The following is a 26994-nucleotide window of genomic DNA, read 5'->3' as shown; positions in this document are numbered from 1 at the left end:
TGGGCGCTAGGCGCGTACCGCCGTCGCCAGCTCTGTCAGGGGGACAACGGCTGGGCGGTGGGCCGTGCTGCCAATGGAAACTGCTTGGCCGGACTTGGCGGACTCCAGGACGGATTCCATGACCTCCAGTGCGTGGAAGGCCAATTCGCCGCCCGCGCGGGGTTCCTGCCCGGCAGGCGTTGCCGCGAGGTCGGCGATCCCGAAGCCCCGGCCCGAATCCACATAGCCGGCCGAGACCGGCAGCGTCTCCCAATCCTCGGCGCCAAGTGCGAACAGTTGCACTTCGCCGTCGAAATGGTTGGGATCCGGCACCACAAGCGACCCCTTTTCGCCGTGGATTTCGATGTTGGGACTCTTGGTTTTGACCGCGTCGAAGCTCATGAAGAGCGTGGACAAAGCACCGGAAGCGTGTACCAGGACCCCGGTCACATGCGAATCGATGTTCACCGGAACCTGCTGGCCTTCGCGGGGACCGGAACCGATGGTCCGCTCGGTCCGCGTGTGGCTGGCCGCGCCCAGCACCGAGACGACGGGACCGAGCAGCGTCACGAGCGCCGAGACGTAGTACGGGCCCATGTCCAGGAGTGGTCCGCCGCCGGGCTGGTAGTAGAAGTCGGGGTTCGGGTGCCAGCGCTCGTGGCCCGGTGTGGCCATGGTGGCGGTGGCCGAAACCGGGGCGCCGATGAGGCCGTCGTCGATCGCCTTGCGGGCCGTCTGGATGCCTGTACCCAGGACGGTGTCCGGCGCGCAGCCCACCACCACGCCCGCGGCGCGGGCGGCCTCGAGGACCTGGCGCGCTTCGGAGGTGGTGGCAGCCAAGGGCTTTTCTCCGTAGACGGATTTCCCGGCGGCGATGGCCTTCAGTGCGATCTCTGCGTGGGCTGCCGGGACGGTCAGATTCAGCACCAGGTCGATGTTATTTGCTGCCAGAAGCTCTTCCACGGACATTGCCCGGACGCCGTCGTAGGAGTCGGCCACGGCCTGGGCGCGGGAGGAATCGAGGTCGGCCACGGCCACCAGGTTGATCGACTCGAGGCGGCGGAAGTTGGTGAGGTATTGCTCCACGATCTTGCCGCAGCCGATGATGCCGACGTTCAGGTCTTTGCTGCTGTTCAACGGGTTGCCCACAGCATGCCCCTTTCAATGATGGTGCGGACGTTGGTGTCCTGGAGTACTTCGACGCGGTGCCCGGGGGTGCAGACGAAGATACGGCCCTTGCCCCACCGGCGGGTCCAGATGGCGGGTGAAGTGACTTCGCGGTTCCACGGGTCCCATTCGCGGACCTTCTGGGTAGTGGTGGCCAGGACGTCAATGTAGTCGTCGGCGAGGACCCAATATTGCTCAGTGACCAGGTCGAAGTCGGACAGGCCGGCGGTGATGGGGTGTTCCGCGGCGGCCGGCAGCAGGTTCACTGTGTACGGGACGTAATTGTCCAACTGTTCGCCGATCCGCTCGTCCGGGTGCTTGCCCGGGTGGCAGGCGAACTGGCCGCCTATCAGGTGGAGGTAGTCCGAGTTGTTCCGGTAGGAATCAGCGATTCCACCGTGCCATCCGGCGAGTCCGGTGCCGTTCTCTACCGCCGTCCGCAAGCCCTCGAACTCGTCCTTTTCGATGGTGGACATGGTCATGCACTGCACGATCAGGTCCACTGAGGCCATGTAGTCGGGGTCGGCGTAGATCTTTGGCGACTCTTCCACCCGGACCTCGAATCCCTGGGCTTCCAGGTAGGGGATGAAGAGTTCGGTGGCCTCGACGGGCTGGTGTCCGTCCCAGCCGCCGCGGACCACCAGGGAGCTCTTGGTGTTGTTTGTCATGGTTTCCTTCGTTTCGGGGCGTATCCGTTGGTGTCTATCGCGTGGCGAAAGCGGCATCGAAAGCCGCCGCCGGAGGTTGGATCGTGGCTAGGTCCCGGACCATGGCCAACGCCTGGGGGGCACCGACCAGCCGGTCCATTCCGGCGTCCTCCCATTCGATGCTGGTAGGTCCGTCGTAGCCGATCGCGTTGAGCGTGCGGAAAATCGGTTCCCAAGCGACATCGCCATGGCCGGCTGTGACAAAATCCCAGCCGCGTCGGGGGTCGGCCCACGGCAGGTGCGAGCCAAGCCGGCCGTTCCGGCCATTGAGCTGGCGGACCGATTCCTTGACGTGGACATGGAAAATCTTGTCCGCGAAGTCCTGGAGGAACATCACCGGATCCAGGTCCTGCCAGATGAAGTGGGAGGGATCAAAGTTGAGCCCAAAGTTCTCCCGGTGGCCAATCGCTTCTAGGGTGCGTTTGGCCGTCCAGTAGTCGTAGGCGATTTCGGAGGGATGGACTTCCAGGGCGAATCGGACGCCCACCTCGTCGAACACATCGAGGATGGGGTTCCACCTGTCGGCAAAGTCCTGGTAGCCGCGTTCGATCATGGCCTCGGACGCGGGCGGGAACATGGCAACGCATTTCCAGATGGAGGAGCCCGTGAACCCTGTGACGGTCTTGACGCCCAGCCGGGCCGCGGCCCGCGCCGTGGTCTTCATCGCTTCCGCTGCCCGCTGCCGGACGCCTTCGGGGTCTCCATCACCCCAGACTCCGCGAGAGAGGATGTCCTGGTGCCTTTCATCGATCGGGTCGTCACACACTGCCTGGCCGGTGAGATGGTTGGCGATGGCATGGACGGACAGGTGGTGCTTGTCCAGGATGTCCAGTTTGTTCTGCAGGTAGGCGTCGTCCTCCACGATCCGCTGCGGATCCAGGTGATCTCCCCAGCAGGCGATCTCCATGCCGTCGAAGCCCCATTCGCCGGCCAGGCGCGCGACTTCCTCGAACGGCAGGTCTGCCCATTGTCCGGTGAACAGGGTGATGGGCCGGTTCATGATGCCTCCTCCTCGACGTACTGCCAGCGGCTGGCGTTGTTGGCGCTTTCCTCGACGGCGGCCAGCACCTTTTGGACCTGCAGCGCGTCAGCGAACGACGGCGAGGGCTGCTCGCCTGCGTGGATGGCGTTCACCAGGTCCACCACCTGATGCGTGAAGCCGTGCTCGTAGCCGAGGCCGTGCCCCGTGGGCCACCAATTGGCTGTGTAGGGGTGCGTCGGCTCGGTGACCATGATCTTGCGGAAGCCGGCGTCGGGCTCGAGCGATGCCTCGTAGAACCGGAGGGAGTTCATGTCCTCGAAGTCGAAGGCCAGGGATCCCTTGGTTCCGTTGAGTTCCAGGCGCATGGCGTTCTTGCGCCCCAGCGCGAACCGGGTGGCCTCGAAGATGCCGATGGGACCTTGGCGGGAACCACCGTCGGTGCCTTGCCCGCCCGAGGAGCTGCCGCCGTCGTGCTTTGGCGCGAAACGGGCCGTGAACAGGGCCGCGTCATCTACCGTGACCGGACCTTTGGGCCCGTCCGGGCCGCCTTGCCCGCCGAGGCCTACCAAGTCGCCCGCGAGGGGGCGTTCCTTGACGAACGTTTCCAGAAGCGCGGACACTCCGGTGATGTCCATGCCGGTGATCCACTGGGCAGCATCGATGCTGTGCGCCCCGATGTCACCCAGGGAACCGGAGCCGGACTTGGCTTTGTCCAGGCGCCACGTGAGCGGGGCGTTGGCGTCGGTCAACCAGTCCTGCAGGTACTGGGCCCGGACATGGCGGATGTCACCCAGGCGTCCTTCCTCCACCATCTTTTTGGCCAACGCGAGGGCAGGCGTCCGGCGGTAACTGAAGCCGCACATGGAGAGCACGCCGCGTTCAGCAGCAGCCCGGGCCACCACGGTCATCTTTTCGGCCTCCGCCACGGAGTTGGCCAGCGGTTTTTCGCAGAGCACGTGCTTGCCGGCTTCGAGGGCAGCGATGGCGATGTCCGCGTGCGTGTCGCCCGGGGTGCAGATATCGATCACGTCGATGTCATCGCGGTCCACCAGGGCACGCCAGTCCGTTTCCACCGAGTCCCAGCCGTACTTGGCCGCTGCCGCACGCACCCCGGCCTCAGTGCGGCCGGCCACCGCTGTCAATTGCGGTGAGAGGGGGAGGTCGAAGAAGCGGGGCGCGGTCCGCCACGCGTGGGAGTGGGCGGCACCCATGAAGGCGTAGCCCACCATCCCTACCCGCAAGGGTTTGCTGTCTGCCATGGGAAATCCTTTCTATTTGCTGAATCCGGCGGTCAGGCCGCTGAGCAGTTGGCGGCGACCTACGACGTAGAGCACCAGGATGGGCAATGTGCTCAGCACCACCGAAGCCAGGACGGCCGGAATGTTGACGCTGTATTCGCCCTGGAACGTCCACAAAGCCAAGGGGAGGACGCGCAGGTTGGGGCTTTGGGTGAGCACCAATGGCAGGAGGAAGCCGTTCCACACATGGAGCCCGTTGTAGATGGACACTGTGACGATTGCTGGACGGGTGAGTGGCAGCGCCAGCCGCCACATGGTTTGCCATTCGCTGCAGCCGTCAAGCCGCATTGACTCGAAGAGCTCGTTGGGAACGTCCCGGATGAAGTTGGACAGGATAAGGACGGTCAGGGGGATGGCAAAGGCGATCGAAGGCAGCATGATGGCCAGCAGGCTGTCATAGAGGTTCAAGCGGATGATCATCAGGTAGATCGGGATAATCGTCGCCTGCAGCGGGATGGCCAGCCCCATGAGGAACATGCCATTCACCAGTTTGAGGAACCTGCCGCGGCCACGGACAATCGCGAAGGCGGCCATGAAGGAGATCAGGACCGTGGGGATCACGGCGCCCAGGGTGACCATCACGCTGTTCATGAAGTATCTGGCGAAATCGGATTCGATGACCAACTGGTAGTTCTCGAAAGTGGGCGACGTCGGCGGTGCCAGCGGATTCTGGCCGAAATAGCCTTCGGACGTCTTCAGGCTGGTAATGACGATGTAGTACACCGGAATGATGATGACGGCGAGCCAGATCCAGCCGCCGAGGCCGCCCGGCAGGTTGAGCCGCCGGATGCGAATCAGCAGACCTTGCCGGTTTGCCTGGGGTTTAGCGGCCGAGCCTGCTACCGGCGATTGCTGTTGGGGTGTCAGAACTGTGCTCACGCTACATACCTTCCAATTGGCTGCCCTGCTTGTCCTTGCCTCCGAGCCGCTGGAGGAAGAGCGCCAGCACGAGGCCGATGACAACGAGAATGACGGCGATGACGCTGGCCGGACCCATGAGGTTGGCCCGGAAGCCGCGCAGGTACATGTCCAGGGCCAGGATCCGCGTGGAGTTGCCTGGGCCGCCGCCCGTCAGGACGAAAATCAGGTCGAAGTACGTCAGGGATCCCACCACCATCAACGTTGAGGACGTGATGATGGTGTATTTCAGTTGCGGGAGCGTGATGTGGAAGAACTGCTTGATGGTCCCCGCACCATCGATTTGGGCGGCCTCGTACAAGGACTTGGGAATCTGCCGCACGCCGCCTTGGTAGATCAGCGTGTGGAAGGGGACGAACTGCCAGGCGATGACGAAGATCACCAGGCCAAGGGCAAGTTGCGGCACACCGAGCCAGTCTTGCGCAAGGAAAGGCAGGCCCAGGCCCATGGCCAGGCCAAAGTTCGGGTCGAGGAGGGCCTTGAAGGCGATGGCGACGGCGGCTGAGGACAACAGGAGCGGCAGGAAGTAGAGGACAGCCAGGGCGGCCCGGTACTTCTGGCTCCCGGCGGTGAAGACGCCCAGCAGGAGACTGATGGGGGTTTGGACGAGCCATGAAACGATCATGATCAGGAAGGTGAGGCCCAGTGCGTTGTACAAGCCGGGATCGGCAAGGACGCTGAACCAATTGTCCAGCCCGGCGGCACCGATCGCTCCGATGCCGTCCCAGTTGGCGAAGCTCAGGAAGAGCACACCCACCAGGGGGACCAGGGCGAAGATGACGAAGAAGACCAGCGCAGGCACGGTCAGCCAAGCGAGTGCGGAGTTCTTCCGGCCCTCAGATGCGTCCACAGTCCGGCGGGCCACCGTCCTGGCTGCAGTAGAGGTGCTCATTTGCCCAGGGTTGCGTTCATGTTCTCGGCGAACTGCTGCGGGGTGATCGACTTCAGGAAGAGCTGGTCGATGTTGTTCAGGAGGGCTTCAGCCGCAGTGGGGCTCAGGGCCTGGTCCCAGGACTGTTGGAACGTGGGGGCATTCTTGGCCAGCTCGTAGACAAAGTTCAGGAAGTCCTTGTCCGGGGAGGATGCGAGCTTGTCCTCGATGCCGTTCACGATCGGAACCGAGCCTGAGTTGATGTAGGCGTCAATGACGGTATCGGTCATGATGCCGTCCTTGAAGAACTTCTTGGCGGTCTCTTTTTCCTTGTCGGAGGCCTTCGACGAGATGGACATGTACTGCGCCGGGTTGCCAACGCCGCTCTTGGGATCGCCCTTGCCGCCAGCCACCGTGGGGAACTGGACGAAGCCGAGCTTGCCGTCCTGTACGAAGTTTTGTCCGTCCTTTTTCATGGATCCGTAGGTCCAGGAGCCATGGAGCATCATGGCGGCCTTGCCGGTGAACAGGAGGGCCTGGTCTGCTTTGGAATCCGCCGTGATGGAGGAGAAGCCCTTGATGAAGCCATCGGCCGAGACGAGTTCCTGGATCCTGGTGCCGGTTTCGATCACCGCCGGGTGCTTCCACGCATCAGCCTTGCCTTCGAAAATGGCGTTGAAGACCTCCGCACCTCCGATGCGGTCCAGCAGGTACTCCAGCCACATCATCGAGGTCCAGCGCGACTGGCCGCCCAGCGAGAACGGGGCCACTCCCATGTCGTTGAACGTCTTCACCAAGGACATGATGTCGTCCCAGGTCTTGGGCGGCTGGACGCCGGCCTTCGCGAACAGATCCTTGTTGTAGTAGAGAACGATCGGAGCAATGGCCTGGTTGGGCAGCGCGTAGATCTTGCCGTTGACGGTGGCTGCTCCAAAGGACGACGGGAAGAACTTCTTCTTCAGGTCCGGGTTGGCATCGAACCATGCCGTCAGGTCTTCCACTTGGTTGGCCTCGGCATAGGTCTTAAGGCCGCCTCCGCCCCAGCCGTAGACGATGGTCGGTGCCTGGCCGGCGCCGATGGCGGTCTTGATCTTTGTTTTGTACGCGTCGTTTTGGAAGTAGGTGATGCTGATCTTGTTTTCGGCATTCGCTGCTCCGAAGGCATCCGCTGCCTTCTGCATGATGCTCTGGTTCGGCTCTCCTGTCAGGAACCACATGCTGGCGCCACCACCTCCGCCGGTTCCGCCGGGACCTGAAGTTCCGCAGGCTGTGGTTGCCATGGCCGCGAAAGGCGTGAGGGCAGCGAGGGCCAGGAAGGAACGACGGGAGGACTGGAATTGCTTCATTGCTTCTCCATGTGTTTTCGCATGATTGAACAAGGGAGTATTCGAAATGCTTCGAAAAGTTTCGCAAACCCGATTTAGGTTGCGGTCTAAACTAAAGCGTGAACAGGTGGTCGTCAAGAGCTTCTCTCCGCATTGATGAGTAGATGTTGCCTTGAGGGCGTCGATGCACGATGATCAGAGCACATCGAAATTTTTCGAAAGCAGGACGCATGGGAATCAACAGGGAGTCGCCCAAGCTGACTCTGGCCGCCGTTGCGAAGGAAGCCGGAGTTTCCACGCCGACGGTCTCCAAAGTGGTCAACGGCCGCGAAGATGTGGCAGAAGGGACCCGGGCAAGGGTCCTGGCAGCCCTGCAGCGCACAGGCTATAAATCGCCACTGCAGCGCCGGGCAGTGCCGGAGCGCCGGGCCGTGGAGGTGGTCTTCGATTCACTGAATTCGGCCTACTCCGTGGAAGTGCTCAACGGCATCATGGAGCACGCCGCGGCATCGGACATGGAGGTGATCCTCTCGGTCACCAGCCGGGAAGGTTCCTCACCGCTGGGTCCGGAAGAACGCGCCCAGCGGATGATCGACGACGGCCGCAGCGGAATGATTGTGGTGACCTCCGCCTACAACTCCGCCCAGTTGGAAGCCTTCCAGCGGCGGCAGATTCCCATCGCCGTCGTCGATCCCCTCAATCCGCCACCGGCGGATGTCTGCAGTGTGGGTGCCAGTAACTGGGCCGGCGGAAAAGCCGCGACCACGCACCTGCTGGAGTTGGGGCACCGGCGCATCGCCTTCATCGGTGGGCCCAGCGAGGCCGAATGCAGCCAGGCCCGCCTGCACGGCTACATGGCCGCGCTGATGGCCGAAGGTATCACCGTGGACCACGAGTACGTCTCTGCCGGTGCGTTCCGGCCGTCCAACGGCGTCCGCGCCATGAAAGCCTTGCTTGCCCTAGACAACCCGCCCACGGCCATCTTCGCGGGAAGTGACAGCATTGCCCTGGGCGTCCTTGCGGAGGCGCGGAGGCAGCACGTCAGGATTCCCGACGACATGAGCCTGGTGGGATTCGACGGGACGCACCAGGCCGAACAATCCGTGCCGCCGTTGACGTCCGTCTCCCAACCACTGCAGGAAATGGGGCGGTCGGCCCTGCGGTTCATCCTCCGCCAAATGCATGGCGAGGACATCGACTCCCGCCGGGTGGAACTCGCCACCCACTTAGTCGTCCGCGAGTCCACGGCAGCGCCGCGTGCTTCACACGGGGGCCCGGGCGTCCGCTGATCCTTAACGTCCCCTGATCCTTCAGGCTCAGCGACGATCCTTCGCTTTTGCGTCACGATCGGCTCACCCCGGCCACTTCTGGGTTGTGACCGGTGCGATCTTGGCCAGTCCTGACCACAGGCAGGTCAATCCCGGGACGGGTTTGATCGCACAGGTGAAAGCCAGCGAAGGAGAACCACGTGACCGATCTTCGAACCCCAGGGGCCGCGAAGCAGCCGCCGCACCGTTACCGCTTGACGGTGCCCCACGCGGATGAAGCCGTCATCGCGTGGCTGGAGCTGCAGGACAACCAGTCGCTGTCCATCCGCGTGCTGATCCGGGAAAGCATTGCCCGTCAAGGCTATGTGGACATCGTCAACAGGCCCGTCGTGCAACTCCCCGCCGGCAGAGAACGTCCGGTGGACAGCATCTCCGTTGAAGCTTTCGACGCCGGGCCGGAGGAAACCACGCGTGCCCCTGCCGATCCGGGAGCTGCGCAGGAGAATCCGCCTGCGTCGGCGCCCGTTGACGTCAACCACCTCTTCGCCCAATTGCGGCGATAACGGCGCCCGCCGCACCCCGAACCACACCCACGCACACTGAAGGGACTTTCCCATGACCATTTCGACCAATCTCACCGGCGGCATCGACGTAGGCAACGGCTACGTCAAGGGAATCATTCGCGGACCGCTGGGATCTGGTGGCTCCGATGGCGATGAAATCGACCTTCCCAGCGGCGTGGCACTTATTACCCGGTCCAACGCACTGCCAACACCGGACCGGGAGGCGCCGGCCCGGATGGAGGGCGACTTCTACAACGAGTTGGATGTGAGCTTCGACTCGCCGCTGATAGGTGACCGGTACCGGCGCCTCTTTGGCCTCAGGGCGTTGAGCGCCCAGGGAGCGTTCGAGGAATTCGATGTCATTGGGCACAGGAGCAAGGCCCAGCAGGAACTGAGCAAGATCCTGGTCATGGGCGTGTTCGCTGCCAAGGCGGTCCGTGACCACGTGCGCGCCAACGGCTCATTGCCCCCGGTGGAGGAAGTCCTGAGCGTGCGTGCCCGGGTAGCACTGGCACTGCCCATCGATGAATACCTCTCGCACCGGACCAGCTACGCCGCGGAATTCATGAACGGCGTCCACACGGTGACCGTGCACAATTTCGAGACACCCGTGACCGTCAAGCTGCGCTTCATGGACGTGCAGGTCATACCGGAAGGCGCATCCGCCCAATACGCGATCACCGCCAAGGGCGAGCCCTTGATGGAAGCGATGCTTGCCGATGTCCGCCGCCGGGGCCTGGCCCTGGACGGCATTACCCCAAGGGATGTCCTGGCCGCGCAGCACACCATCGGCATCGACATTGGCGAAGGAACCGTGAACTTTCCGGTCTTCACGGCGGGCCAGTTCAACGCCGACGCGTCCACCACGTTCAAGAAAGGCTACGGATCGGTGCTGACCGATGCCATGAAGGCCATGCGGGACCGCGGATTCCAGACCGGGTTCACCTCCCGCAAACAGCTTTCCGAGTACTTGCACGCTGGGCCGTCGCGGCTGAAGCTGAATTTTTACGATCGCGTCAAGGCATTTGTCGACGAAGAGACCATGTTCTTCGCGAAGGAAGTTGCCGAACAGTTCGGCCGGGTCTTGGCCGTGGTGGGCGCCACCACGGAGGTTGCCTACGTCTATGGTGGCGGAGCCGGAGCGGGGGCTGTCAAGGAGTACCTGTACAGCGCCCTCCTGGCCAAGGCCGCGGAGATGAACAGCGAGGATTCATTCCCCACCTTGTACCTGGATTCGAGCTACTCCCGGCACCTCAACCGCGAAGGCCTCTATATCGCGGCCGAAGCAGTGGAACAGAAAGCCGTGACCGTACCAACCAGCAAGCGGAGCAGCAAGCGTGCGTTGCCTGAGGAAAGCCAAGGACTGGTGGACGCCACGGTTTAACGCAGGACGGCTACGGCAACCACTGGCGCCTGGAATCAAGGGACAACGGGGGAATGGCCTCGTACAAGGGCACGCGTACCCAGCGTTGGCCGGTTTCCCTGAACTCGGCCCGGCTGGCGAACCGGTACAGGAAGGTGCGCACCCGCACCCAACGCGGGCGTTCGCCGTCGAACGGGTCATGGCGAAGCAGCCCCAGCGTTGGCGCGTCGGCCGCCAGGAGCTTGTCCAGGAAAGCGTAGAACCAGTCCTCGTGCACGGTTCGCAGGGGTAGGAACCACATGAGCCAGTCCAGGTGGAGGTGATAGGGCGCCCACTGCCGTGGCAACCGGCGTACATCGCCGGGCTTGCCTTTGAAGCCGTACTCCAGCCAACGATCGTCCGGCGCGTCCGGTTGCTCGTCCAGCGTCCCTTCGACCACCACTTCGATACGTTGCTTGGTGACCGTTCCGAACGCTCCGTAGGCGTTGACCAGGCGCCACCGGTTAAAGCTTGCATTCATGAGCTGCCTGCGCGAGAACAGGTTGCGGAGCGGGCGGTAGCTGAGGACCAGCAACAGTGCCGTCACGGCCAGTACGACGCCGGTCCACCAGGCCGGGGATTGGGCGCCCGGGTGCCACTCAAGCGGAATGAAGGGGAACACCGCGTGGGCCACGGGGTCGCTCACGGCGGCGAACGCCAAGGTGATGGCCGCCCAGTTGAGCCAGGCGAAATTGCCGCTGGCCACCAGCCATAGCTGGGTGAGGATGATGATCCCTGCGGCGATGCTGGCGAGCGGCTGGGGTGCGAACAGGAAGAAAGGGACCACCAGTTGGGCGAAGTGGTTGCCGGCCACTTCCACCTTGTGCAGTGGCCTGGGGAGCAGGTGCGCCTGGCGGCTCAGGGGCCCGGGCATGGGCTGGGTCTCATGGTGGTAGAACATGGCCGTCATGTCCCGCCACTCCCTGCCGCCACGGATCTTGATCATGCCGGCGCCGAACTCCAGCCGGAAAACAAGCCAAACGAGCAGGAGCAGGATGGTGGTAGGTGGGGGAGTCTGGTCTGAGCCGAGGAACGCCACGGTGAAACCGGCCTCCAGCAAAAGGATCTCCCAGCCGAAACCGTAGAACGTTTGCCCCACATTCACGACCGACATGTACAGGAACCACAAGGCAAGGAACGCCAGCATGGGTACCCAGGGCGGCCCTGCTTGTGGGACGCCGAACACAAGCGTCGCCGAGACGGCCAGGCCCACCCAGCAGACCAGGCGCAGCAGCCGGTCCGAATAGCGCCAGCGGAACAGGGTGGGCCTGGACATCCGCCGCACCATGTCCACGAAGTCCGGAGCGGGAAGCAGGCCGCGCTCGCCCAGGAGTACCGGGAATTGGTTCAGCGTGGACAGGAAGGCGAGGAAATACAGCGCTGCGGTTCCACGTTGCAAGACCTGCCTCGCGAACTCGTAATCCCGTGCGTCGAACCAGGAAAGCCACTCCACGATTCCCACGCTACGCCCGCGGGCCCGCGGTCAACAGGGTCGCCACCTGCGGGTGCTGCGGCGTTCTCCGGGCATCGCGGCTACTGGGATACTTGAAGCATGCAGCCGCGAAAGATCGTCATCCTCGGGTCCACCGGTTCCATCGGCACACAGGCCATCGAGGTGATCGACGCCGCGCCGCACCTTTTCGAAGTAGTGGCCCTCAGCGCCGGCGGCGGAAACCCGGAGCTGATTGCCCGGCAGGCCGTGCACACGCGCGCGCAGGCCGTTGGAATCGCCAGGGGCGACGGCGGGCAGTTACGCCAGCTGATCGCCGGGTACGCGGCGGCTGCGGGCCTTAATAGCTACGAGCCGGACATCTACGTGGGCCCGGACGCTTCAACGCACATTGCGGCCATCGCCTGTGACGTGGTCCTCAACGGCATCACGGGCTCCATCGGGCTGGCTCCAACACTGGCTGCCCTGGGCTCAGGTGCCACGCTGGCGCTCGCCAACAAGGAGTCCTTGATTGTTGGCGGCGCCTTGGTGAAGGCGGCCGCCCGGCAGGGCCAGATTGTCCCCGTGGATTCGGAGCACTCCGCCATCGCCCAATGCTTGCGTTCCGGCTCGGCCGGGGAAGTGGACAAATTGATCCTTACCGCTTCCGGCGGTCCCTTCCGGGGACGGACCCGGGAGCAACTCCATGAGGTCACTCCGCGGGAAGCCTTGGCGCACCCCACCTGGGACATGGGTCTCATGGTCACCACCAACTCCGCCAGCCTGGTGAACAAGGGGCTGGAAGTGATCGAGGCACATTTGCTGTTCGATGTTCCCCTGGACAGGATCGATGTGGTGGTACATCCCCAGTCGGTGGTCCATTCCATGGTCCAGTTCGTGGACGGCTCCATCATCGCGCAGGCCTCACCACCGGACATGCGGCTGCCCATCGCGTTGGGCCTTGGCTGGCCGGACCGGGTGCCACGCGCCGCCCAGGCATGTGACTGGACCCAAGCCACCAGTTGGACTTTCGAACCCCTGGACTCTGCAGCGTTTCCCGCCGTTGACCTGGCCAAGGACGCCGCGAAGCAGGGGAGTACCTTCCCGGCCGTGTTCAACGCAGCCAACGAGGAAGCCGTGGAGGCGTTCCATGACGGCCGCATCCGTTTCACCGACATTGTGGATACTGTGGAGTCCGTCCTCAGCGAACATTCAGGGTCCTCCGAGCTAACGGTGGAGTCGGTGCTGGATGCTGAAGTGTGGGCACGCGCCCGTACCCACGATCGTTTAGCCACCAGCACCTTGTAGCGATACCTACCCAGCCTTGATGGAAGCAGTCCCAGCCGCATGAGTCCCGTCCTTCTCTTCATCCTCGGAGTCGTTTTCGTCGCCATCGGCGTCGCGGTCTCCATCGCGCTTCACGAAGTGGGCCACTTGGTTCCCGCGAAGCTCTTCAAGGTGCGCGTGACCAAGTACATGATCGGCTTCGGGCCAACCCTGTGGTCGCGGAAGAAGGGCGAGACGGAGTACGGTTTCAAGGCACTTCCCTTGGGTGGCTATGTGGCGATGATCGGCATGTACCCGCCAAACAAGGAAGACGGCGGTGTCCGCCCGTCCAGCACGGGCATGTTCCAGACCTTGGCTTCCGAAGCCCGTTCCGTAGCGCACGAGGAAGTGGGCCCCGGTGACGAGAACCGGGTGTTCTACAAGCTGCCGGTGTGGAAGAAGATCATCGTCATGCTCGGCGGTCCCGCCATGAACATGCTCATTGGCCTGGTGCTCACGGCCGTCCTCCTCATGGGATTCGGCACCGCCCAGGCAACCACCACCATTGCCGACGTCTCCAAATGCCAGGTGGCCGCAGGGCAGACCGTGGACCCCGATTCCGCCGACTGCAAGCCCACCCCGGCCGCCGCGGCTGGCCTCCAGCCCAACGACACCGTCAAGACCTTCGACGGGAAACAGGTCACCAGTTGGGACGAGCTCACTGGCTGGATCCGGGCTTCCGCAGGCAAGGAAGTTCCGATCACCGTGGAACGCAATGGGTCCGTCGTATCCACCACGGTCACTCCGGTCCTCTCTTCCCGTCCGGTCATTGGTACCGACGGCCGGCAGGAGCAGGACGCCAGCGGCGTCCTCAAATACCAGGAGGTCGGATTCCTGGGCATTGGCGCCCAAAGCGCCTTGGTGCCCCAACCGGCGTCGAGCGTTTTGCCCATGGCCGGGGAGAACATCAAGCAGATTTCCGGTGTGATCTTCAACCTGCCCGCCAGGGTGGTGGGCGTCGCCAAGGCCGCCTTCAGCGAAGAGCCCCGGGACCCGAACGGCCCCATCAGCGTGGTGGGCGTGGGGCGCGTGGCCGGTGAAGTCGCAGCCATGGAACAAGTGCCGTTGCAGGCGAGGATTGGCACGCTGGTGGGGCTGCTCGCAGGCCTCAACTTCGCTTTGGCGATCTTCAACCTCATCCCCCTGCTTCCGCTGGATGGCGGCCATGTTGCCGGCGCGCTCTATGAAGGCGTTCGACGCCGGGTGGCCGCCTTGTTCGGCAAACCCGACCCCGGGGCGTTCGACATCGCCAAGCTGCTCCCGGCTACCTACGTGGTGGCCGCGCTCCTGATGGCCATGGGCGCGCTGTTGATTTACGCGGACATCGTCAAGCCGGTCAACATCTTTGGCTAGGCCGATTGGCGGGACCTTCCGATGGCGGATCATGCCGCGGAGCGGGATAGGCTAACTCCATGACTGTTTTCGCTGTTGAGTATGTGTACGTCGCCGAATCCGGCGCCCTCCGCGATGAAGCCCGCCCCGCCCACCGTGCCTGGCTCGGCGATCTGGCAGAAGAGGGCAAGCTCCTCGCTAGCGGCCCGTACGGTGACGGCGCAGGCGCGCTCCTCGTCTTCAAGTCCAAGGATGAGGCCGAACTCAATGAACTCCTGAAGAAGGACCCGTTCGCGGACGCTGGCGCCATTGCCGGAATCCGCACCACCGAATGGTCCCCGATCATCGGCCTCCTCTCGGACCACGTGTCCTAGTCCGGGCATCCCACCGCCAGATACACCCCAAACCCAAGGAGTCCACGTGACCTCGGTCAGCCTGGGAATGCCAGCAGCCCCACCACCCGTCCTTGCCCCGCGCCGTAAGACGCGGCAAATCAAGGTTGGGTCCGTTGGTGTTGGCTCCGATTACCCCATCAGCGTGCAGTCCATGACCACCACGCCCACCACGGACATCAACGCCACGCTCCAGCAGATCGCCGAGTTGACGGCCTCCGGATGCGACATTGTCCGTGTTGCGTGCCCCTCCGCGGACGACGCCGAGGCGTTGCCGATCATCGCCCGCAAGTCCCAGATACCCGTCATCGCGGACATCCACTTCCAGCCGAAGTACGTGTTCGCCGCCATTGAGGCAGGCTGCGCCGCGGTCCGGGTCAACCCGGGAAACATCCGCAAGTTCGATGACCAGGTCAAGGAAATCGCAGCCGCTGCCAAGGACCACGGCACGTCCATCCGGATCGGGGTGAATGCCGGCTCGCTGGAGCCCGGCATCCTCAAGAAGTACGGCAAGGCCACTCCGGAAGCACTGGTTGAGTCGGCAGTCTGGGAAGCCTCGCTGTTCGAGGAACACGGATTCCACGACTTCAAGATCTCCGTGAAGCACAACGATCCCGTGGTAATGGTTGCTGCCTACGAGATGCTCGCGGAGAAGGGCGACTGGCCCCTGCACCTCGGCGTCACCGAAGCCGGCCCCGCGTTCCAGGGAACCATCAAGTCGGCCACCGCCTTCGGAGCTTTGCTGTCCCGTGGCATCGGCGACACCATCCGCGTCTCCCTCTCCGCACCGCCGGTGGAGGAGATCAAGGTGGGCAACCAGATCCTGCAGTCCCTGAACCTGCGTCCGCGCAAGCTGGAGATTGTCTCCTGCCCGTCGTGCGGCCGCGCCCAGGTGGATGTCTACACCTTGGCCGAACAGGTCACCGCCGGACTGGAAGGCATGGAGATTCCATTGCGCGTCGCCGTCATGGGCTGTGTGGTCAACGGACCGGGCGAGGCCCGCGAAGCCGACCTCGGCGTGGCTTCAGGCAACGGCAAGGGCCAGATTTTCGTGAAGGGCGAAGTCATCAAGACCGTGCCCGAAAGCGAAATTGTTGAGACACTGATCGAAGAGGCGATGCGCATCGCCGAAGAGATGGGGGAGGCCGATGGCGAAGATGCTGTCAAAGGTAGCCCCGTGGTTAGCGTCTCGTAACGGGACCGGCCTGGGCGTCAGGGTGCTCGGCGGTGCCGACACTCTGGCCCTTCGCGCGCTTGCGAACCAAGACCCCGTAGCCAACGTCTTCATCCTCGCCCATCTGGACAGCGTGGGGACGGCCGCGCCCACCAGCGGCGGAGCCAGCGTCATCGGCGTGTTCGACGACGACCGGCTCCTGGGCGCTTGTTGGGCGGGGGCCAACCTGGTTCCCGTGCAACTGGACCCCGAATTGGTGGGCGACGTGGCAACGGCCGCCCACCAGTCGGGTCGCCGCTACGCATCCATTTTCGGGCCTGCGGAAACCGTGCTGGCCCTCTACTCACGGTTCGAACAACTGGGCCACTATGCGCATGAGGTTCGTTCCCGGCAACCGCTCCTGACCATTTCCGGTTCACCGGCTATTCCGGCAAACCCGTCCCTCACCTTCGGGACCATGGCGGACTTCGACGCCATCCTTCCGGCCTGCGCCGCCATGTTCGAGGAAGAAGTGGGGTACTCGCCGTATCTGGGTGGCCAGGACTTCTACAGCCGGCGCGTCGCAGGGCTCATCCGCCAGGGTCATTCCCTGGTTCACATCGATGCCCGGGGCACGGTGGTGTTCAAGGCCGAACTCGGCGCAGTCACGCAGGACGTGACCCAGGTGCAGGGCGTCTGGATGAATCCGGACCTTCGTGGCCGCGGCCAGAGCGCAGGCTACATGGCCGCCGTCGTCAATCTTTCCCGGACCTTCGCCCCGGTGACGAGCCTTTACGTGAACGACTACAACTCGAAGGCCCGGGCAAGCTACGAGCGGGTGGGCTTCAAGCAAGTGGGAATGTTCGCGACTGTGTTGTTCTAGGGCCCGTCCAGCTCGCCCGTCAGGTACCGGTGGATGGTGGGTGTCACCATGCGCACCACGTCGTCTTCGGCGGCGGACGCCAACGGTTCCAGCCGTACAACGTAGCGAGCCACCATGAGGCCGATCAGCTGCGAGGCCACCAGGTTCCCGCGGAGCCTGGCTTCCTGCTCGTCCACGGGAAGGCCCGTGGCGATCCGGGCCAGGACCGTCCTGCTCACCATTTCGCGGAGGAGCGCCGTTTTCGCCTTGGAGCCGATGGTGCCCCTGACGAAGGCCACCAATGCGTGCTGCGCGGGCCCTTCCCACAGCCGCAGGACCGCTTTGACGATTGCCTCGGCACGGGCTGAAGGGTCAAGGGCGTCGACGCCGGCCAGGACCTCGGCAGGGTTCGCGGGCAGCTCCACGCTCGCGGCGAAAAGTTCGTCCTTGCCTTTGAAGAAGTGGTGCACCATGGCCGGATCCACGGAAGCTTCGCGGGCGACCTGGCGCAGGCTGGTGCCATCGAATCCCTGCTCGGCGAACAGTTTGCGGGCAGCGGTGAGGATGGCCTCCCTGGAATGGTCGCCGGCTCCCCGGCGGCCCCGGCGCAAGGGCTGCAGACTCATGCAGTCTGCCTCCGTAGCGTCAGGGAGGCAAGGACCAGTACTCCCACCACGATTGCTCCCATCACCAGCGTGTCCTGCCAGAGTACCTGCGTTGCGTCGGCGTTTCCCGCGATCTCCTGCAGCGCGTCCACGGAGAAGGTCAGGGGCAGGACACCGGAGATCGCGTCGAGGACGTCGTTCATGTGGTCGCGTGCCACGAACAGACCACACAACAGGATCTGCGGCACCACCACCACCGGCATGAACTGCACGGCTTGGAACTCGGTCCGGGCGAAGGCTGAGCACAGCAATCCCATGGCAACGCCCAACACGGCGTTGATCACGGCGATCATCACCACCAAACCGGGACTGCCCTTGATGTCCAGGTTGAAGACCCAGTAGGCCACGGCCGTGGCCACCAACGACTGCAACGCTGCCATGATGGAGAATGCCAGGGCGTAGCCGAAGAGCAGGTCTGCCTTGTGGATGGGCGTGGTGAGCAGCCGTTCCAGCGTCCCCGACGTCCGCTCGCGGAGCATGGTGATCGACGTGACCAGGAACATGACCACGAACGGGAAGATCGCCAGCATCATGAGCCCAACACGGTCGAAGGTGCGCGGGACGCCCGGAGGCAGGGTCTCATTCTCAAAAAGAAAGTACACCGCCGCCAGCAACAGGGCCGGCACCACCAGGATGAGGCCCACGCTGCGGTGGTCGTGCCGCAATTGGCCCAGGACCCTGACAGCGGTGGCCAGCGTCATGCGCGGATTCATGATGCCACCGTCCTTTCCTGCCGGCCCAGCGTCGGGGCGGAAGTCCCCTCGGCCTCCTTGATCATGGTCAGGAACGCCCGTTCCAGGTCTTTGCTCCGCCCGCGCTCGGCGAGTTGGTCCGGAGTCAGTTGTGCCAACAGCAGCCCGTCTCGCAACAGCAGGAGCGAGGAACAATGCGATGCCTCTTCCATGACGTGGCTGGACACCAGCAGTGTGGTGCCTGACTCCGCCATGGCGGCGAAACGTTCCCAGAGCTCCGCGCGCAGTACCGGGTCCAGCCCAACGGTCGGTTCGTCCAGGACCAGCAGTTTCGGGCGGGATACCAGCGCGCACGCCAGCGAAACGCGGCTGAACTGCCCGCCGGACAGGTCCGCGGCCTTCCGGCGGGCAAAGTCCTGGAGCCCGACGGCGGCAATCGCCTCGGTGGCGTCGGCCGACGTCGCGCTGTGCATGGCTCCGAAGTACCTGACGTTGGCTTCGACACTCAAGTCCCCGTAGACGCTGGCGCCCTGGGTGACATAGCCGACGTCGTGCCTTAGGGCCGCGCTCCCGGCAGGCAGTCCCAGGACTGTGAGGGAGCCGCGGGTGAGGCGCTGGACGCCGACTATGCCGCGCATGAGCGTTGTCTTGCCGCTGCCGGAGGGGCCAAGGAGCCCCGTGATCAGGCCGCTGCCAACCGTGAAATCGAGACCGCGGATAATCCTGGTCCGGCCACGCGAGATGTGAAGTCCTGATGCTTCGATCGCACTGGCCTGCGTCCCTCCTGCGTGCTTGGCAATGTAGGACATGGCGACCTCCGAAACTGACAATTCACCACCTGATGAAATAAAAGTAGGTCCGTGCCCCTCTCTGGTCAAGGCCGGGTCATGCCCGGGAATCCTTGAAAAGGTGTCTCCAATCACATACATTCGTCCCTAGCCGTGTCGTTGGGGTGCGGGTGGCCGGGGGGAAATCATGACGTTGACCTTGAAGGTTGCTACACGCAGCTGCGCCATCCGTGAGTTCGGCAATGACCAATGCTTCCCAGTCGCAGGCGATCCCATTCCGCTGGAGGGAATGGGGGACTAGTCCCCGGACAGAGTCTGCGGCCGGCCGGCCGTTGAGCCACGCCATCGCAGGATGACCAGCCGGATTCGGCCAGGGGCTTCCAGACGCGAGGGCGTGGCTCTTCTGTGTCCCGCGTTCCGGAGGGGCGCCGCGCAGCCGGTAGATTAGTACACAGTTCTTTTTGCCCTGACTGCCATAGAAACGGATAGGTACCCGTGGTCCTTCGCCTTTCCCAGTTGTTCCTGCGCACCCTGCGCGAAGATCCCGTCGACGCCGAGGTGGCCAGCCACAAGCTCCTGGTCCGTGCCGGCTACATCCGCCGCGCCGCCCCCGGCATCTACACCTGGTTGCCACTGGGCCTGAGCGTGCTGCGCAAGGTGGAGGAAATCGTCCGCCAGGAGATGGCAGCCATCGGTGCGCAGGAAGTGCATTTCCCGGCCCTCCTGCCCCGCGAACCCTACGAGGCCACCAACCGCTGGACCGAATACGGCGAAGGCCTGTTCCGCCTCCAGGACCGCAAGGGCGCCGACTACCTCCTGGCACCCACGCACGAGGAAATGTTCACGCTGCTGGTCAAGGACCTTTACTCGTCCTACAAGGACCTGCCGCTGAGCATCTACCAGATCCAGAACAAGTACCGCGATGAGGCACGTCCGCGGGCGGGCCTCCTCCGCGGCCGCGAGTTCATCATGAAGGACTCCTACTCCTTCGACGTCGACGACGCCGGCCTGGACGCCAGCTACGCGGCCCACCGTGCTGCCTACCTCAAGATCTTCGAACGGCTCGGACTGGAAGTCATTCCGGTCGCGGCCACGGCCGGTGCCATGGGTGGCTCCAAGAGCGAAGAGTTCCTCTTCCCCACGGAGATCGGCGAGGATACTTTTGTGCGCTCGGCGGGCGGCTACTACGCCAACGTTGAGGCCGTCACTACGGTGGTTCCGGCTGACATCGACTTCAGCAACGCCCCCGCAGCGGAGGTGCTGGACACCCCGGATACTCCCACCATCGAAACGCTGGTGAACGCAGCCAACCAGCTCGCGCCCCGCAGCGAGGCCGACGGCGGCGCCTGGACTGCCGCTGACACGCTCAAGAACGTCGTCCTCGCCGTCACGCTTCCCACGGGTGAGCGCCAGATCGTGGTCATCGGCGTTCCGGGCGACCGCGCCGTTGACCTGAAGCGGGTTGAAGCGAACATCGGGGCCTTCCTGCCGATCGCCGGAGAGATCCAGCTCGAGGCTGCGAACGAGGAAGACCTCAAGAAGCTGCCGTGGCTCGTCAAGGGCTACATCGGGCCGGGCTTGTCCTTGGAAGAACCCGTCCTTGGCCTTGAAGGTTCCTCGAAGCTCCTGTTCCTGGTCGACCCCCGTGTTGTCTCCGGAACTGCCTGGGTCACCGGCGCCAACCAGGACGGTAAGCACGTCTTTGGGCTCGTTGCCGGACGGGACTTCACGTGGGACGGGGTCATCGAAAGCACGGAGGTCCGTGCCGGTGACGAGGCCCCCGACGGCTCGGGTCCGCTGGAAACCGCACGTGGCATCGAAATGGGCCACATCTTCCAGCTTGGACGCAAGTACGCCGAGGCACTGGACCTCAAGGTGCTGGACCAGAACGGCAAGCAGGTAGTGGTGACCATGGGCTCCTACGGCGTGGGTGTCACGCGCGCCGTCGCAGCCCTCGCCGAAGCCAACCATGATGACCGCGGATTGGTTTGGCCGCGAACCGTGGCCCCCGCCGACGTCCACGTGGTGGCCGTTGGCCGTGGCGACGAAATCTTCGAGGCCGCGGAGAAGCTGTCCGCCGAGTTGCAGGACGCCGGACTGGACGTCATTTATGATGACCGTCCCAAGGTTTCCCCGGGCGTGAAGTTCGGCGATGCCGAGCTCCTGGGCGTCCCCACCATCCTGGCCGTGGGCCGCGGACTGGTTGACGGCGTCGTGGAGATCAAGGACCGCCGCAGCGGCGACGCCGAGAACGTGTCGGTGGACAAAGCCGTGGACTACGTGGTCAACGCCGTCCGCGGCCGTTGATCTCCGGCTTCGAGTCGATCCAGCTCACCACGGTCATCCTGATCGTGGTGGCTGGGTTCGCCGCCGGCTGGGTTGACGCCGTGGTGGGTGGCGGGGGACTGATCCAGCTTCCGGCACTGCTCCTGGTCCCGGGCATCACGCCCGTCCAAGCCTTGGCCACCAACAAGATGGGCTCGATTTTCGGCACCACTACGAGTGCCGTAACCTTCTACCGGCGCGTCGGTCCCGATCTCAAAACAGCCGTTCCCATGGCCGTCATCGCCTTGGCCGGAAGTTTTGGCGGAGCCATTCTGGCAGCGTCATTGCCGGCCAGCGTTTTCAAGCCCATCATCGTGGTGGCGCTCATCGCCGTCGCGATCTTTACGGCACTGCGCCCCAACGCCGGCGAGCTGACGGCGCTCCGGCACGATGGCCACAAGCACTATGTGGTGGCATGCCTCATTGGAGCAGCCATCGGCTTCTACGACGGCCTGATTGGCCCGGGAACGGGCTCGTTCCTGGTCATCGCCCTGGTGTCGGCCATGGGGTACGCCTTCCTCGAGGCCAGCGCCAAAGCCAAGATCGTCAACATGGCCACCAACGCCGGGGCTTTGATCTTCTTCCTGCCGCATGGCTCCCTGCTGTGGGGACTAGGGCTCGTGCTGGGCCTGGCCAACATGGCCGGCGGGTACCTCGGTGCCCGGACTGCCGTGGCCAGGGGAAGCAGCTTTGTCCGCATCGTTTTCCTGGTCGTGGTTGCCGCGCTCATCATCAAGCTCGGCGTGGACGTCTGGAACGACAACTTCGCATAGGCCTCAGGTGACCGCCCCGCCCGGACCGGGGAGGTCGTGCGCGGACGGGAGGTCCGCCAATGCCTTGCCGGCGAGCGTACTGGCCACCCAGAGGGAACGGGCCAGATCGCCCGCATGCCCCGGTTTCCGGGCGTACCACAGGGCATTGTCCACTTCCCTCGCGACGCCCCATTGCCGGGCAATTTCCGGGTCCAGGCCAGCGGCGAGGCTGAAGTCGGCACACCGTTCCCGCAAAGCCGTCTCCGGTGAGGTGCGCGGGAGATCCTTGATGCGGTTCCACAGGACCGGCGCAACCCCGAACTCGGCTTCGCCAACCTGCGGCTGCGGGTCGATCGCAAGGTATTCGCCGCCGTCGCGCGCGGCAAGGATGTTCATGTAGTGCAGGTCGGTGTGTACCAGCACGTCCCTGCTGGAACGGCGGCCAACCGCTCCCCGGGTCTGGCAGACCTCGAGGGCTGCCTCCAGCAGCCAGCGGGGGAAGGGGCGGTTGAGCTGTTCCCAGTCCTGAGGCAGTTCATCACTCCAACGCTCCGCCGTCGCGGCCACGTGCTCGAACGCCCGCCACTGCGGCCGCTCGTCGGGGCTGATGGAGAGGCGACGCGTAATGCCACCCCAGGCATCGCGGGCCACATCCAGGGGAGCGTCCTGCAGCCAGGCAGAGGCATCAAGGCGCTCGAGCAGCATGGAGCAGCTGCCTGCATCCGACTCCAGCATCCGTACGGCCCCGTGGCCGTTCCACAGGGTCAACGCATGCCGCTCCACCAAGGCTTCGTCATGGGGGTAGGCGATCTTGAGGGCGCCCTGGGCGCGGTCCCGGAGGACAGGAACCACCAAGGCGCCGTGGCCGCTCCAAGGTTCCGTTCCCGGGGCCAGGTCCACCGTCAGGTTCCACCGGTCCAGGGAGTCCCGGATGAGCCCAGGCAGGCTTGCCAGCCAGTCGCGTCCCGCGGAATCGCGGTTGTACCTGGCGTGCAGCTCGCCCGGGATGGGGATCATGGCGTGGATTCTCACGCGATCAGCCTAGCGCCGCGGCGCTCCCGGGCTGTCAGAAAACGCCGCTGGCGCCCAATAGGCTGCCGATGGAGAACGTCGCGGCCAGCGCCAGCGCACCGCCCAGGACCACCCGCGCAGCCGCCCGGAACCTGGAGGCACCGCCGATCCACGCACCCACGGCACCCGTGACCGCCAGGGCGAGCAGCACTGCGGCGAACGTCAACGGCACCCTAAGGCCGGGAGGCGGGAGGAGGATGGCCAGCATCGGGAGGATGGCTCCGAGCGTGAAGGCGACCGCGGAAGCGAGGGCAGCATTCCATGGGCTGACGATGTCGTCCTCCTGGATGTTCAGCTCGGCGGACAGGTGGGCGGCCAACGCATGAGCCGGTGGGCGAGGTCGTCGCGGTGTGGTTCGTTCCCGTGCATCGTGGCAGGTCCTGCTGAAGCCATGCACCCAGCCAAGCACCGCCATGCAGTCTCCGCCAGCATGGCAAGGCTGGCCTACCCCCGGCTGGAAGCGGGGGAAGGCAGCTGCGGCAGGTCGCCGTCGTCGAGCTTGAGTCCCGGCAGTGACGGCTGGGCAGCACCCCACGCTGCACCGCGGCGGGCAGCGGCCAGCAGCGTTTCCACGGCCCACTCCCGGGTGGGACCGGTGGACAGGGCCACGAGATCGCCGAACACCGGCAGGGATTCCGCTTCCAAGGTGCCCAGTGCCGCGGCAGGGTCCCCGGCGAACTGTGTTGAGAGGCTGTAGCCGGCCTCCCGGGTGGGGACGTCACCGCAATTGAGCCGGGTGAGGGATTCCGCCTGTTCCAAGAGGCGCTCATGGGTGCTGAGCGCCTTGGCGGCGGTCACAGCGGCCGCTGCATCCAGGCGCTTGAGTGCTACTTGGTGGACATACACGGCCTGGTGCTCGGACCGCACTGCGGCGGCCAGGGCGGCATCCGTCGTGGCTGCTGTGGGCTCCGGCGTCGGGCTCACCGAGGGGCATGAGGTTCTTGCCTGCGTGGACGCTGTTGCTTTCTTGTCCGGACCAGCAGAGGGAATGGGGAGCTTCAACAGGCTTGCCAGCCGTTCGGCGTCCAGGACCTGGGCGGTCCCGACGGCGGCGAGCAGCCGGGCGGTTCCGGCGTCGGCCTGCTTGGCGTCGTCAAGCCGCTTCCGGCCGCTCGCGGCCAGGTCCGCGATAAAGGAAGACGCCGTTGGTTCCGGGGCGGGAGCACTGCTGGAAACGGGGGAGGAAGGACCTGATGCTACCGGGGACATCAGGGCCTGGGCATGGGTTGTCAGCAATGTCACAGAACCCTTCCAGGTGCCGGCTCCGACACCTGAGGAGGGCGAGGCAGCGAGCGAGGACGCCGAATCCCGAAGCGCAAGGGCGTCGTGGAAAGCGCCGCTACGTGCTGTCTCCGAGAAGGGAACGGCCGCCGGTTCCCCGGAATCCCGGGGAAGAAGGACCATGCCGGTGCCGATCACGAGCAGGGCGACGATCGAAACGATCGCAATCCGGACCCAGTGGCGGGATGGCCGTTTTTCACTTGCTTGCTCGTTCACAACACACCATGGTGTCACGTGTGGGGCGAACTCCGTGCACCATGTTGTTCTGAAAATCGTTAGGCTAGTAGTCACAACAACATCTATCGGGAGGCGGCGGGCAGCGTGAGTGACTCGGAAGCCACGACTTCAACAGACCGTACTGACACCAACTCGACGGCCACCATCCGCAACCCGGAAGAAAGCAGGCTCAAGGCCCTGCTGGAACCGGCTGTCCTGGCCAACCGGCTCTACCTCGAGGATGTTGCCATCCACGTTGCAGGCTCACACCGCACCGTCCACGTCGTGGTGGACCTCCCCCAGGAAGAAACCGGGGGAGTGAGCCTGGATGCGATTGCGGACGTTTCCCGCGGCCTGTCAGACATCCTGGACAACGATCCCCAGGACGACGGGCGCCCGTATGACCTCGAGGTTTCCTCACCCGGCGTGGGTCGCCCCCTGACCGAACCCCGCCACTGGCACCGCGCCCGTGGGCGGATGGTGAAGGTCAACGTCATCCAGGGCGAGAACCTCACTGGCCGCATCGCCTCGGTGGAGGATGATGCCGTGACGCTCATCCCCGAGCATGAGGTCAAGAAGGGCATGAAGCCCAAGCAGGGTGACCCCATCACCATTCCTTTCGACAGGATCCGCCACGGAAAAGTCGAGATTGAATTCAGCCACCTCCACGAGGCCGGGCTGGCAGACGAACACAATGGACCTTCCGAGGAGGCCTAATGGATATTGATATGAGCGCACTGAGGCTCTTGGAGCGTGAGCGTGAAATCCCGCTGGACCTCCTGATCCCCACCATCGAGCAAGCCTTGCTGGTGGCCTACCACAAGACGCCCGGCGCCTTTGAGAAGGCCCGCGCCGAACTGGACCGCAAGAGTGGCCACGTAACTATTTGGGCCACCGAACTGGACGACGACGGCGAGGCCGTGGGCGAGTTCGAGGACACCCCGGCCGGCTTTGGCCGCATCGCAGCCAGCACCGCACGCCAGATCATCCTCCAGCGGCTGCGCGATGTTGAGGATGACAACGTGCTGGGCGAATTCAAGGGCCGCGAAGGCGAGCTCGTGGCGGGCATGATCCAGCAGGGCAACAACCCGCACATGATCCAGGTCAACCTCGGCACGGTTGAGGCACTGCTTCCGCCGCCGGAACAGGTCCCCGGCGAGAAGTACCTCCACGGCAGCCGGCTCCGCGCCTTCGTGGTTGACGTCCACCGCGGGGCCAAGGGTCCGTCCATCACCTTGTCCCGATCGCACCCCGGGCTTGTCCGCAAGCTCTTCGAAATGGAAGTGCCGGAGATCGCGGACCGCTCGGTGGAGATCGTGGCCCTGGCCCGAGAGGCTGGTCACCGCACCAAGATTGCGGTGAAGGCCAACGCTGCCGGCGTCAACGCCAAGGGTGCCTGCATCGGTGAAATGGGTTCGCGTGTCCGCGCCGTCATGACCGAGCTCAATGACGAAAAGATCGACATCGTCGATTTCAGCGACGATGCCGCCACCTTCATCGCCAACTCGCTGTCTCCTTCGAGGGTGACTTCGGTCACCATTACGGACGAGGCCACCCGGTCCGCCCGCGTGGTGGTCCCGGACTACCAGCTTTCACTGGCCATCGGCAAGGAAGGCCAGAACGCCCGGCTCGCGGCGAAACTGACGGGCTGGCGGATCGACATCGTCTCTGACGCGGCGCCGGCGAAGACCGACTAGGAGAGCCGGCGCGGCGCGTCTGCGCCGCGCTCGATGGGTCCCCGGTTTCGGCTGTCAGGGGCAGGGGGCTAGAATAGATGGAACCGGGCTTACGTCCGGTATCCGTTCGTAGAGGGGCATGCGCAGCTGTGGGACACATCGTGGCTGAACTGCCTGAGCACGGCCATGGCCACGCGGCTGGGCCTGTTCGCACCTGTATCGGATGCCGGAAGCATGGCTCCCGGTCCGAGCTTGTCCGGCTGGTCGCCCAGGGCAGCGGTTCCCCCGTTGTCGTAGTGGATGAACGACGCCGGATGGCCGGCAGGGGTGCGTGGCTGCATCCCAACGAAAAGTGCCTGGCATTGGCGATCAAGCGGCGCGCTTTCGGAAGGGCCCTTGCGGGCGTAACCGAAACCACCGCCGTCGAGCGCCGTTTCATGTCCGGCATGCCACTTGTGGAGGCCCCGGTCGCCACGGGAAAACCGTCCAAACCTGAAAGCGGGTCAGAAATCTGATGGAAACCCGATGAGTTCCCAGCGATGAGTGCGTAACGA

Annotated in this window: 26 protein-coding genes and 1 pseudogene; 13 read left to right on the top strand and 14 right to left on the bottom strand. The window is 64.4% G+C overall.

Annotated features, from left to right (window positions below; genetic code table 11):
• Positions 1-6: 6 nt before the first annotated feature.
• Genes ACIPV6_RS13470 through ACIPV6_RS13440 form a run of 7 tightly spaced genes read right to left on the bottom strand, consistent with a single transcriptional unit; the run spans position 7 to position 7268 of the window.
• Entirely contained in the window at positions 7-1128 is a 1122-nt protein-coding gene (locus ACIPV6_RS13470; protein ID WP_400271358.1) for a Gfo/Idh/MocA family protein, read from the bottom strand.
• Positions 1113-1814 carry a ThuA domain-containing protein gene (locus ACIPV6_RS13465; RefSeq protein WP_400271357.1) on the bottom strand — a complete coding sequence of 234 codons (702 nt, stop codon included), beginning with the start codon at positions 1812-1814 and terminating at the stop codon, positions 1113-1115. Before ACIPV6_RS13465 ends, ACIPV6_RS13470 begins: the two co-directional genes overlap by 16 nt.
• A 34-nt stretch (positions 1815-1848) precedes the next feature.
• Entirely contained in the window at positions 1849-2853 is a 1005-nt protein-coding gene (locus ACIPV6_RS13460; RefSeq protein ID WP_400271356.1) for a sugar phosphate isomerase/epimerase family protein, read from the bottom strand.
• On the bottom strand, positions 2850-4094 hold the full coding sequence (locus tag ACIPV6_RS13455; RefSeq protein ID WP_400271355.1) for a Gfo/Idh/MocA family protein: 1245 nt from the start codon (positions 4092-4094) through the stop codon (positions 2850-2852). The genes ACIPV6_RS13460 and ACIPV6_RS13455 overlap by 4 nt, the downstream gene beginning before the upstream one ends.
• Positions 4095-4106: 12 nt before the next feature.
• The gene (locus tag ACIPV6_RS13450; RefSeq protein WP_400271354.1) at positions 4107-5012 is read right to left on the bottom strand and encodes a carbohydrate ABC transporter permease; all 906 of its coding nucleotides are present in this window, start codon (positions 5010-5012) and stop codon (positions 4107-4109) included.
• Between the two features lies 1 nt (position 5013).
• A complete protein-coding gene (locus ACIPV6_RS13445; protein ID WP_400271353.1) occupies positions 5014-5943 on the bottom strand; it encodes a carbohydrate ABC transporter permease in 930 nt (309 codons plus the stop codon).
• The gene (locus tag ACIPV6_RS13440) at positions 5940-7268 is read right to left on the bottom strand and encodes an extracellular solute-binding protein (RefSeq protein WP_400271352.1); all 1329 of its coding nucleotides are present in this window, start codon (positions 7266-7268) and stop codon (positions 5940-5942) included. The genes ACIPV6_RS13445 and ACIPV6_RS13440 overlap by 4 nt, the downstream gene beginning before the upstream one ends.
• 209 nt (positions 7269-7477) lie before the next feature.
• On the opposite strand from ACIPV6_RS13440, the gene ACIPV6_RS13435 reads away from it, so the two are divergent.
• The 3 genes from ACIPV6_RS13435 (at position 7478) to ACIPV6_RS13425 (ending at position 10462) form a co-directional block, all read left to right on the top strand.
• On the top strand, positions 7478-8536 hold the full coding sequence (locus ACIPV6_RS13435) for a LacI family DNA-binding transcriptional regulator (RefSeq protein ID WP_400271351.1): 1059 nt from the start codon (positions 7478-7480) through the stop codon (positions 8534-8536).
• A 179-nt stretch (positions 8537-8715) separates the two neighbouring features.
• A complete protein-coding gene (locus ACIPV6_RS13430; protein ID WP_400271350.1) occupies positions 8716-9078 on the top strand; it encodes a hypothetical protein in 363 nt (120 codons plus the stop codon).
• 52 nt (positions 9079-9130) lie between these two features.
• Positions 9131-10462: a hypothetical protein gene (locus ACIPV6_RS13425; protein WP_400271349.1), complete on the top strand. Its 1332-nt coding sequence runs from the start codon at positions 9131-9133 to the stop codon at positions 10460-10462.
• Positions 10463-10472: 10 nt separating this feature from the next.
• On the opposite strand, the gene ACIPV6_RS13420 is transcribed toward ACIPV6_RS13425, so the two are convergent.
• Positions 10473-11933: a lipase maturation factor family protein gene (locus ACIPV6_RS13420; RefSeq protein ID WP_400271348.1), complete on the bottom strand. Its 1461-nt coding sequence runs from the start codon at positions 11931-11933 to the stop codon at positions 10473-10475.
• A gap of 99 nt (positions 11934-12032) precedes the next feature.
• Here ACIPV6_RS13420 and dxr point away from each other — a divergent pair, with 99 nt between their 5' ends.
• The 5 genes from dxr to ACIPV6_RS13395 are packed head-to-tail and all read left to right on the top strand — an operon-like array spanning position 12033 to position 16995.
• Positions 12033-13217, top strand: a complete 1185-nt coding sequence (gene dxr / locus ACIPV6_RS13415) for a 1-deoxy-D-xylulose-5-phosphate reductoisomerase (protein WP_400271347.1) — start codon at positions 12033-12035, stop codon at positions 13215-13217.
• Positions 13218-13256: 39 nt separating this feature from the next.
• Positions 13257-14588 (top strand): M50 family metallopeptidase, encoded by a 1332-nt coding sequence (locus ACIPV6_RS13410; RefSeq protein ID WP_400271346.1) that lies wholly within the window; start codon positions 13257-13259, stop codon positions 14586-14588.
• Positions 14589-14647: 59 nt separating this feature from the next.
• Positions 14648-14941 carry a YciI family protein gene (locus ACIPV6_RS13405; protein ID WP_400271345.1) on the top strand — a complete coding sequence of 98 codons (294 nt, stop codon included), beginning with the start codon at positions 14648-14650 and terminating at the stop codon, positions 14939-14941.
• Positions 14942-14987: 46 nt separating this feature from the next.
• On the top strand, positions 14988-16154 hold the full coding sequence (gene ispG, locus ACIPV6_RS13400) for a flavodoxin-dependent (E)-4-hydroxy-3-methylbut-2-enyl-diphosphate synthase (RefSeq protein WP_397323972.1): 1167 nt from the start codon (positions 14988-14990) through the stop codon (positions 16152-16154).
• Positions 16117-16995 (top strand): DUF4081 domain-containing protein, encoded by an 879-nt coding sequence (locus ACIPV6_RS13395; protein ID WP_400271420.1) that lies wholly within the window; start codon positions 16117-16119, stop codon positions 16993-16995. The genes ispG and ACIPV6_RS13395 overlap by 38 nt, the downstream gene beginning before the upstream one ends.
• Here ACIPV6_RS13395 and ACIPV6_RS13390 read toward each other — a convergent pair.
• From ACIPV6_RS13390 to ACIPV6_RS13380, 3 genes are read right to left on the bottom strand one after another with little or no spacing between them, the layout of a single operon-like run.
• A complete protein-coding gene (locus ACIPV6_RS13390) occupies positions 16992-17600 on the bottom strand; it encodes a TetR family transcriptional regulator (protein WP_400271344.1) in 609 nt (202 codons plus the stop codon). The two genes, ACIPV6_RS13395 and ACIPV6_RS13390, sit on opposite strands and share 4 nt — an antisense overlap.
• Positions 17597-18340 (bottom strand): ABC transporter permease, encoded by a 744-nt coding sequence (locus tag ACIPV6_RS13385; RefSeq protein WP_400271419.1) that lies wholly within the window; start codon positions 18338-18340, stop codon positions 17597-17599. Before ACIPV6_RS13385 ends, ACIPV6_RS13390 begins: the two co-directional genes overlap by 4 nt.
• An 8-nt stretch (positions 18341-18348) precedes the next feature.
• A complete protein-coding gene (locus ACIPV6_RS13380) occupies positions 18349-19140 on the bottom strand; it encodes an ABC transporter ATP-binding protein (protein WP_400271343.1) in 792 nt (263 codons plus the stop codon).
• Between the two features lie 474 nt (positions 19141-19614).
• Here ACIPV6_RS13380 and ACIPV6_RS13375 point away from each other — a divergent pair, with 474 nt between their 5' ends.
• Together ACIPV6_RS13375 and ACIPV6_RS13370 are read left to right on the top strand one after the other, a co-directional pair.
• The gene (locus ACIPV6_RS13375; protein ID WP_400271342.1) at positions 19615-21426 is read left to right on the top strand and encodes a proline--tRNA ligase; all 1812 of its coding nucleotides are present in this window, start codon (positions 19615-19617) and stop codon (positions 21424-21426) included.
• Positions 21423-22217, top strand: a complete 795-nt coding sequence (locus tag ACIPV6_RS13370; protein WP_400271341.1) for a sulfite exporter TauE/SafE family protein — start codon at positions 21423-21425, stop codon at positions 22215-22217. Before ACIPV6_RS13375 ends, ACIPV6_RS13370 begins: the two co-directional genes overlap by 4 nt.
• 3 nt (positions 22218-22220) lie before the next feature.
• Here ACIPV6_RS13370 and ACIPV6_RS13365 read toward each other — a convergent pair whose 3' ends face one another.
• The 3 genes and pseudogenes from ACIPV6_RS13365 to ACIPV6_RS13355 all read right to left on the bottom strand — a co-directional run bounded on the left by ACIPV6_RS13365 (position 22221) and on the right by ACIPV6_RS13355 (position 24764).
• Positions 22221-23213, bottom strand: coding sequence for an aminoglycoside phosphotransferase family protein (locus tag ACIPV6_RS13365; RefSeq protein WP_400271418.1), 993 nt, complete (start codon positions 23211-23213; stop codon positions 22221-22223).
• Positions 23214-23262: 49 nt separating this feature from the next.
• A pseudogene (locus ACIPV6_RS13360) lies at positions 23263-23589 on the bottom strand (VIT1/CCC1 transporter family protein); the annotation flags it as partial.
• Positions 23590-23711: 122 nt separating this feature from the next.
• A complete protein-coding gene (locus tag ACIPV6_RS13355) occupies positions 23712-24764 on the bottom strand; it encodes a DUF4439 domain-containing protein (protein WP_400271340.1) in 1053 nt (350 codons plus the stop codon).
• Between the two features lie 105 nt (positions 24765-24869).
• Between ACIPV6_RS13355 and rimP the strand changes: the two genes are divergently transcribed.
• The 3 genes from rimP to ACIPV6_RS13340 all read left to right on the top strand — a co-directional run bounded on the left by rimP (position 24870) and on the right by ACIPV6_RS13340 (position 26955).
• On the top strand, positions 24870-25481 hold the full coding sequence (rimP, locus tag ACIPV6_RS13350) for a ribosome maturation factor RimP (RefSeq protein ID WP_400271339.1): 612 nt from the start codon (positions 24870-24872) through the stop codon (positions 25479-25481).
• Positions 25481-26461, top strand: a complete 981-nt coding sequence (gene nusA, locus ACIPV6_RS13345) for a transcription termination factor NusA (RefSeq protein ID WP_397323982.1) — start codon at positions 25481-25483, stop codon at positions 26459-26461. The genes rimP and nusA overlap by 1 nt, the downstream gene beginning before the upstream one ends.
• A 77-nt stretch (positions 26462-26538) precedes the next feature.
• Positions 26539-26955: a YlxR family protein gene (locus ACIPV6_RS13340; protein WP_400271338.1), complete on the top strand. Its 417-nt coding sequence runs from the start codon at positions 26539-26541 to the stop codon at positions 26953-26955.
• Positions 26956-26994: the final 39 nt, after the last annotated feature.

Source organism: Paenarthrobacter sp. NPDC089988 (assembly GCF_044748465.1).
GTDB lineage: Bacteria > Actinomycetota > Actinomycetes > Actinomycetales > Micrococcaceae > Arthrobacter.
Note: the sequence above shows the minus strand (reverse complement) of the source record. Positions and strands in the feature narration are given on the sequence as shown.

Excerpts from the sequence above, each read along its gene's own strand:
- ACIPV6_RS13405 (WP_400271345.1), top strand. The coding sequence starts at position 14,648 with ATGACTGTTTTCGCTGTTGAGTATGTGTACGTCGCCGAATCCGGCGCC.
- ACIPV6_RS13460 (WP_400271356.1), bottom strand. The coding sequence starts at position 2,853 with ATGAACCGGCCCATCACCCTGTTCACCGGACAATGGGCAGACCTGCCG.
- ACIPV6_RS13425 (WP_400271349.1), top strand. The coding sequence starts at position 9,131 with ATGACCATTTCGACCAATCTCACCGGCGGCATCGACGTAGGCAACGGC.
- ACIPV6_RS13365 (WP_400271418.1), bottom strand. The coding sequence starts at position 23,213 with ATGATCCCCATCCCGGGCGAGCTGCACGCCAGGTACAACCGCGATTCC.
- ACIPV6_RS13440 (WP_400271352.1), bottom strand. The coding sequence starts at position 7,268 with ATGAAGCAATTCCAGTCCTCCCGTCGTTCCTTCCTGGCCCTCGCTGCC.
- ACIPV6_RS13410 (WP_400271346.1), top strand. The coding sequence starts at position 13,257 with ATGAGTCCCGTCCTTCTCTTCATCCTCGGAGTCGTTTTCGTCGCCATC.
- ACIPV6_RS13380 (WP_400271343.1), bottom strand. The coding sequence starts at position 19,140 with ATGTCCTACATTGCCAAGCACGCAGGAGGGACGCAGGCCAGTGCGATC.
- dxr (WP_400271347.1), top strand. The coding sequence starts at position 12,033 with ATGCAGCCGCGAAAGATCGTCATCCTCGGGTCCACCGGTTCCATCGGC.
- ACIPV6_RS13385 (WP_400271419.1), bottom strand. The coding sequence starts at position 18,340 with ATGACGCTGGCCACCGCTGTCAGGGTCCTGGGCCAATTGCGGCACGAC.
- ACIPV6_RS13435 (WP_400271351.1), top strand. The coding sequence starts at position 7,478 with ATGGGAATCAACAGGGAGTCGCCCAAGCTGACTCTGGCCGCCGTTGCG.
- ACIPV6_RS13445 (WP_400271353.1), bottom strand. The coding sequence starts at position 5,943 with ATGAGCACCTCTACTGCAGCCAGGACGGTGGCCCGCCGGACTGTGGAC.
- ACIPV6_RS13390 (WP_400271344.1), bottom strand. The coding sequence starts at position 17,600 with ATGAGTCTGCAGCCCTTGCGCCGGGGCCGCCGGGGAGCCGGCGACCAT.
- ACIPV6_RS13465 (WP_400271357.1), bottom strand. The coding sequence starts at position 1,814 with ATGACAAACAACACCAAGAGCTCCCTGGTGGTCCGCGGCGGCTGGGAC.
- nusA (WP_397323982.1), top strand. The coding sequence starts at position 25,481 with ATGGATATTGATATGAGCGCACTGAGGCTCTTGGAGCGTGAGCGTGAA.
- ACIPV6_RS13455 (WP_400271355.1), bottom strand. The coding sequence starts at position 4,094 with ATGGCAGACAGCAAACCCTTGCGGGTAGGGATGGTGGGCTACGCCTTC.
- ACIPV6_RS13340 (WP_400271338.1), top strand. The coding sequence starts at position 26,539 with ATGGAACCGGGCTTACGTCCGGTATCCGTTCGTAGAGGGGCATGCGCA.
- ACIPV6_RS13395 (WP_400271420.1), top strand. The coding sequence starts at position 16,117 with ATGCTGTCAAAGGTAGCCCCGTGGTTAGCGTCTCGTAACGGGACCGGC.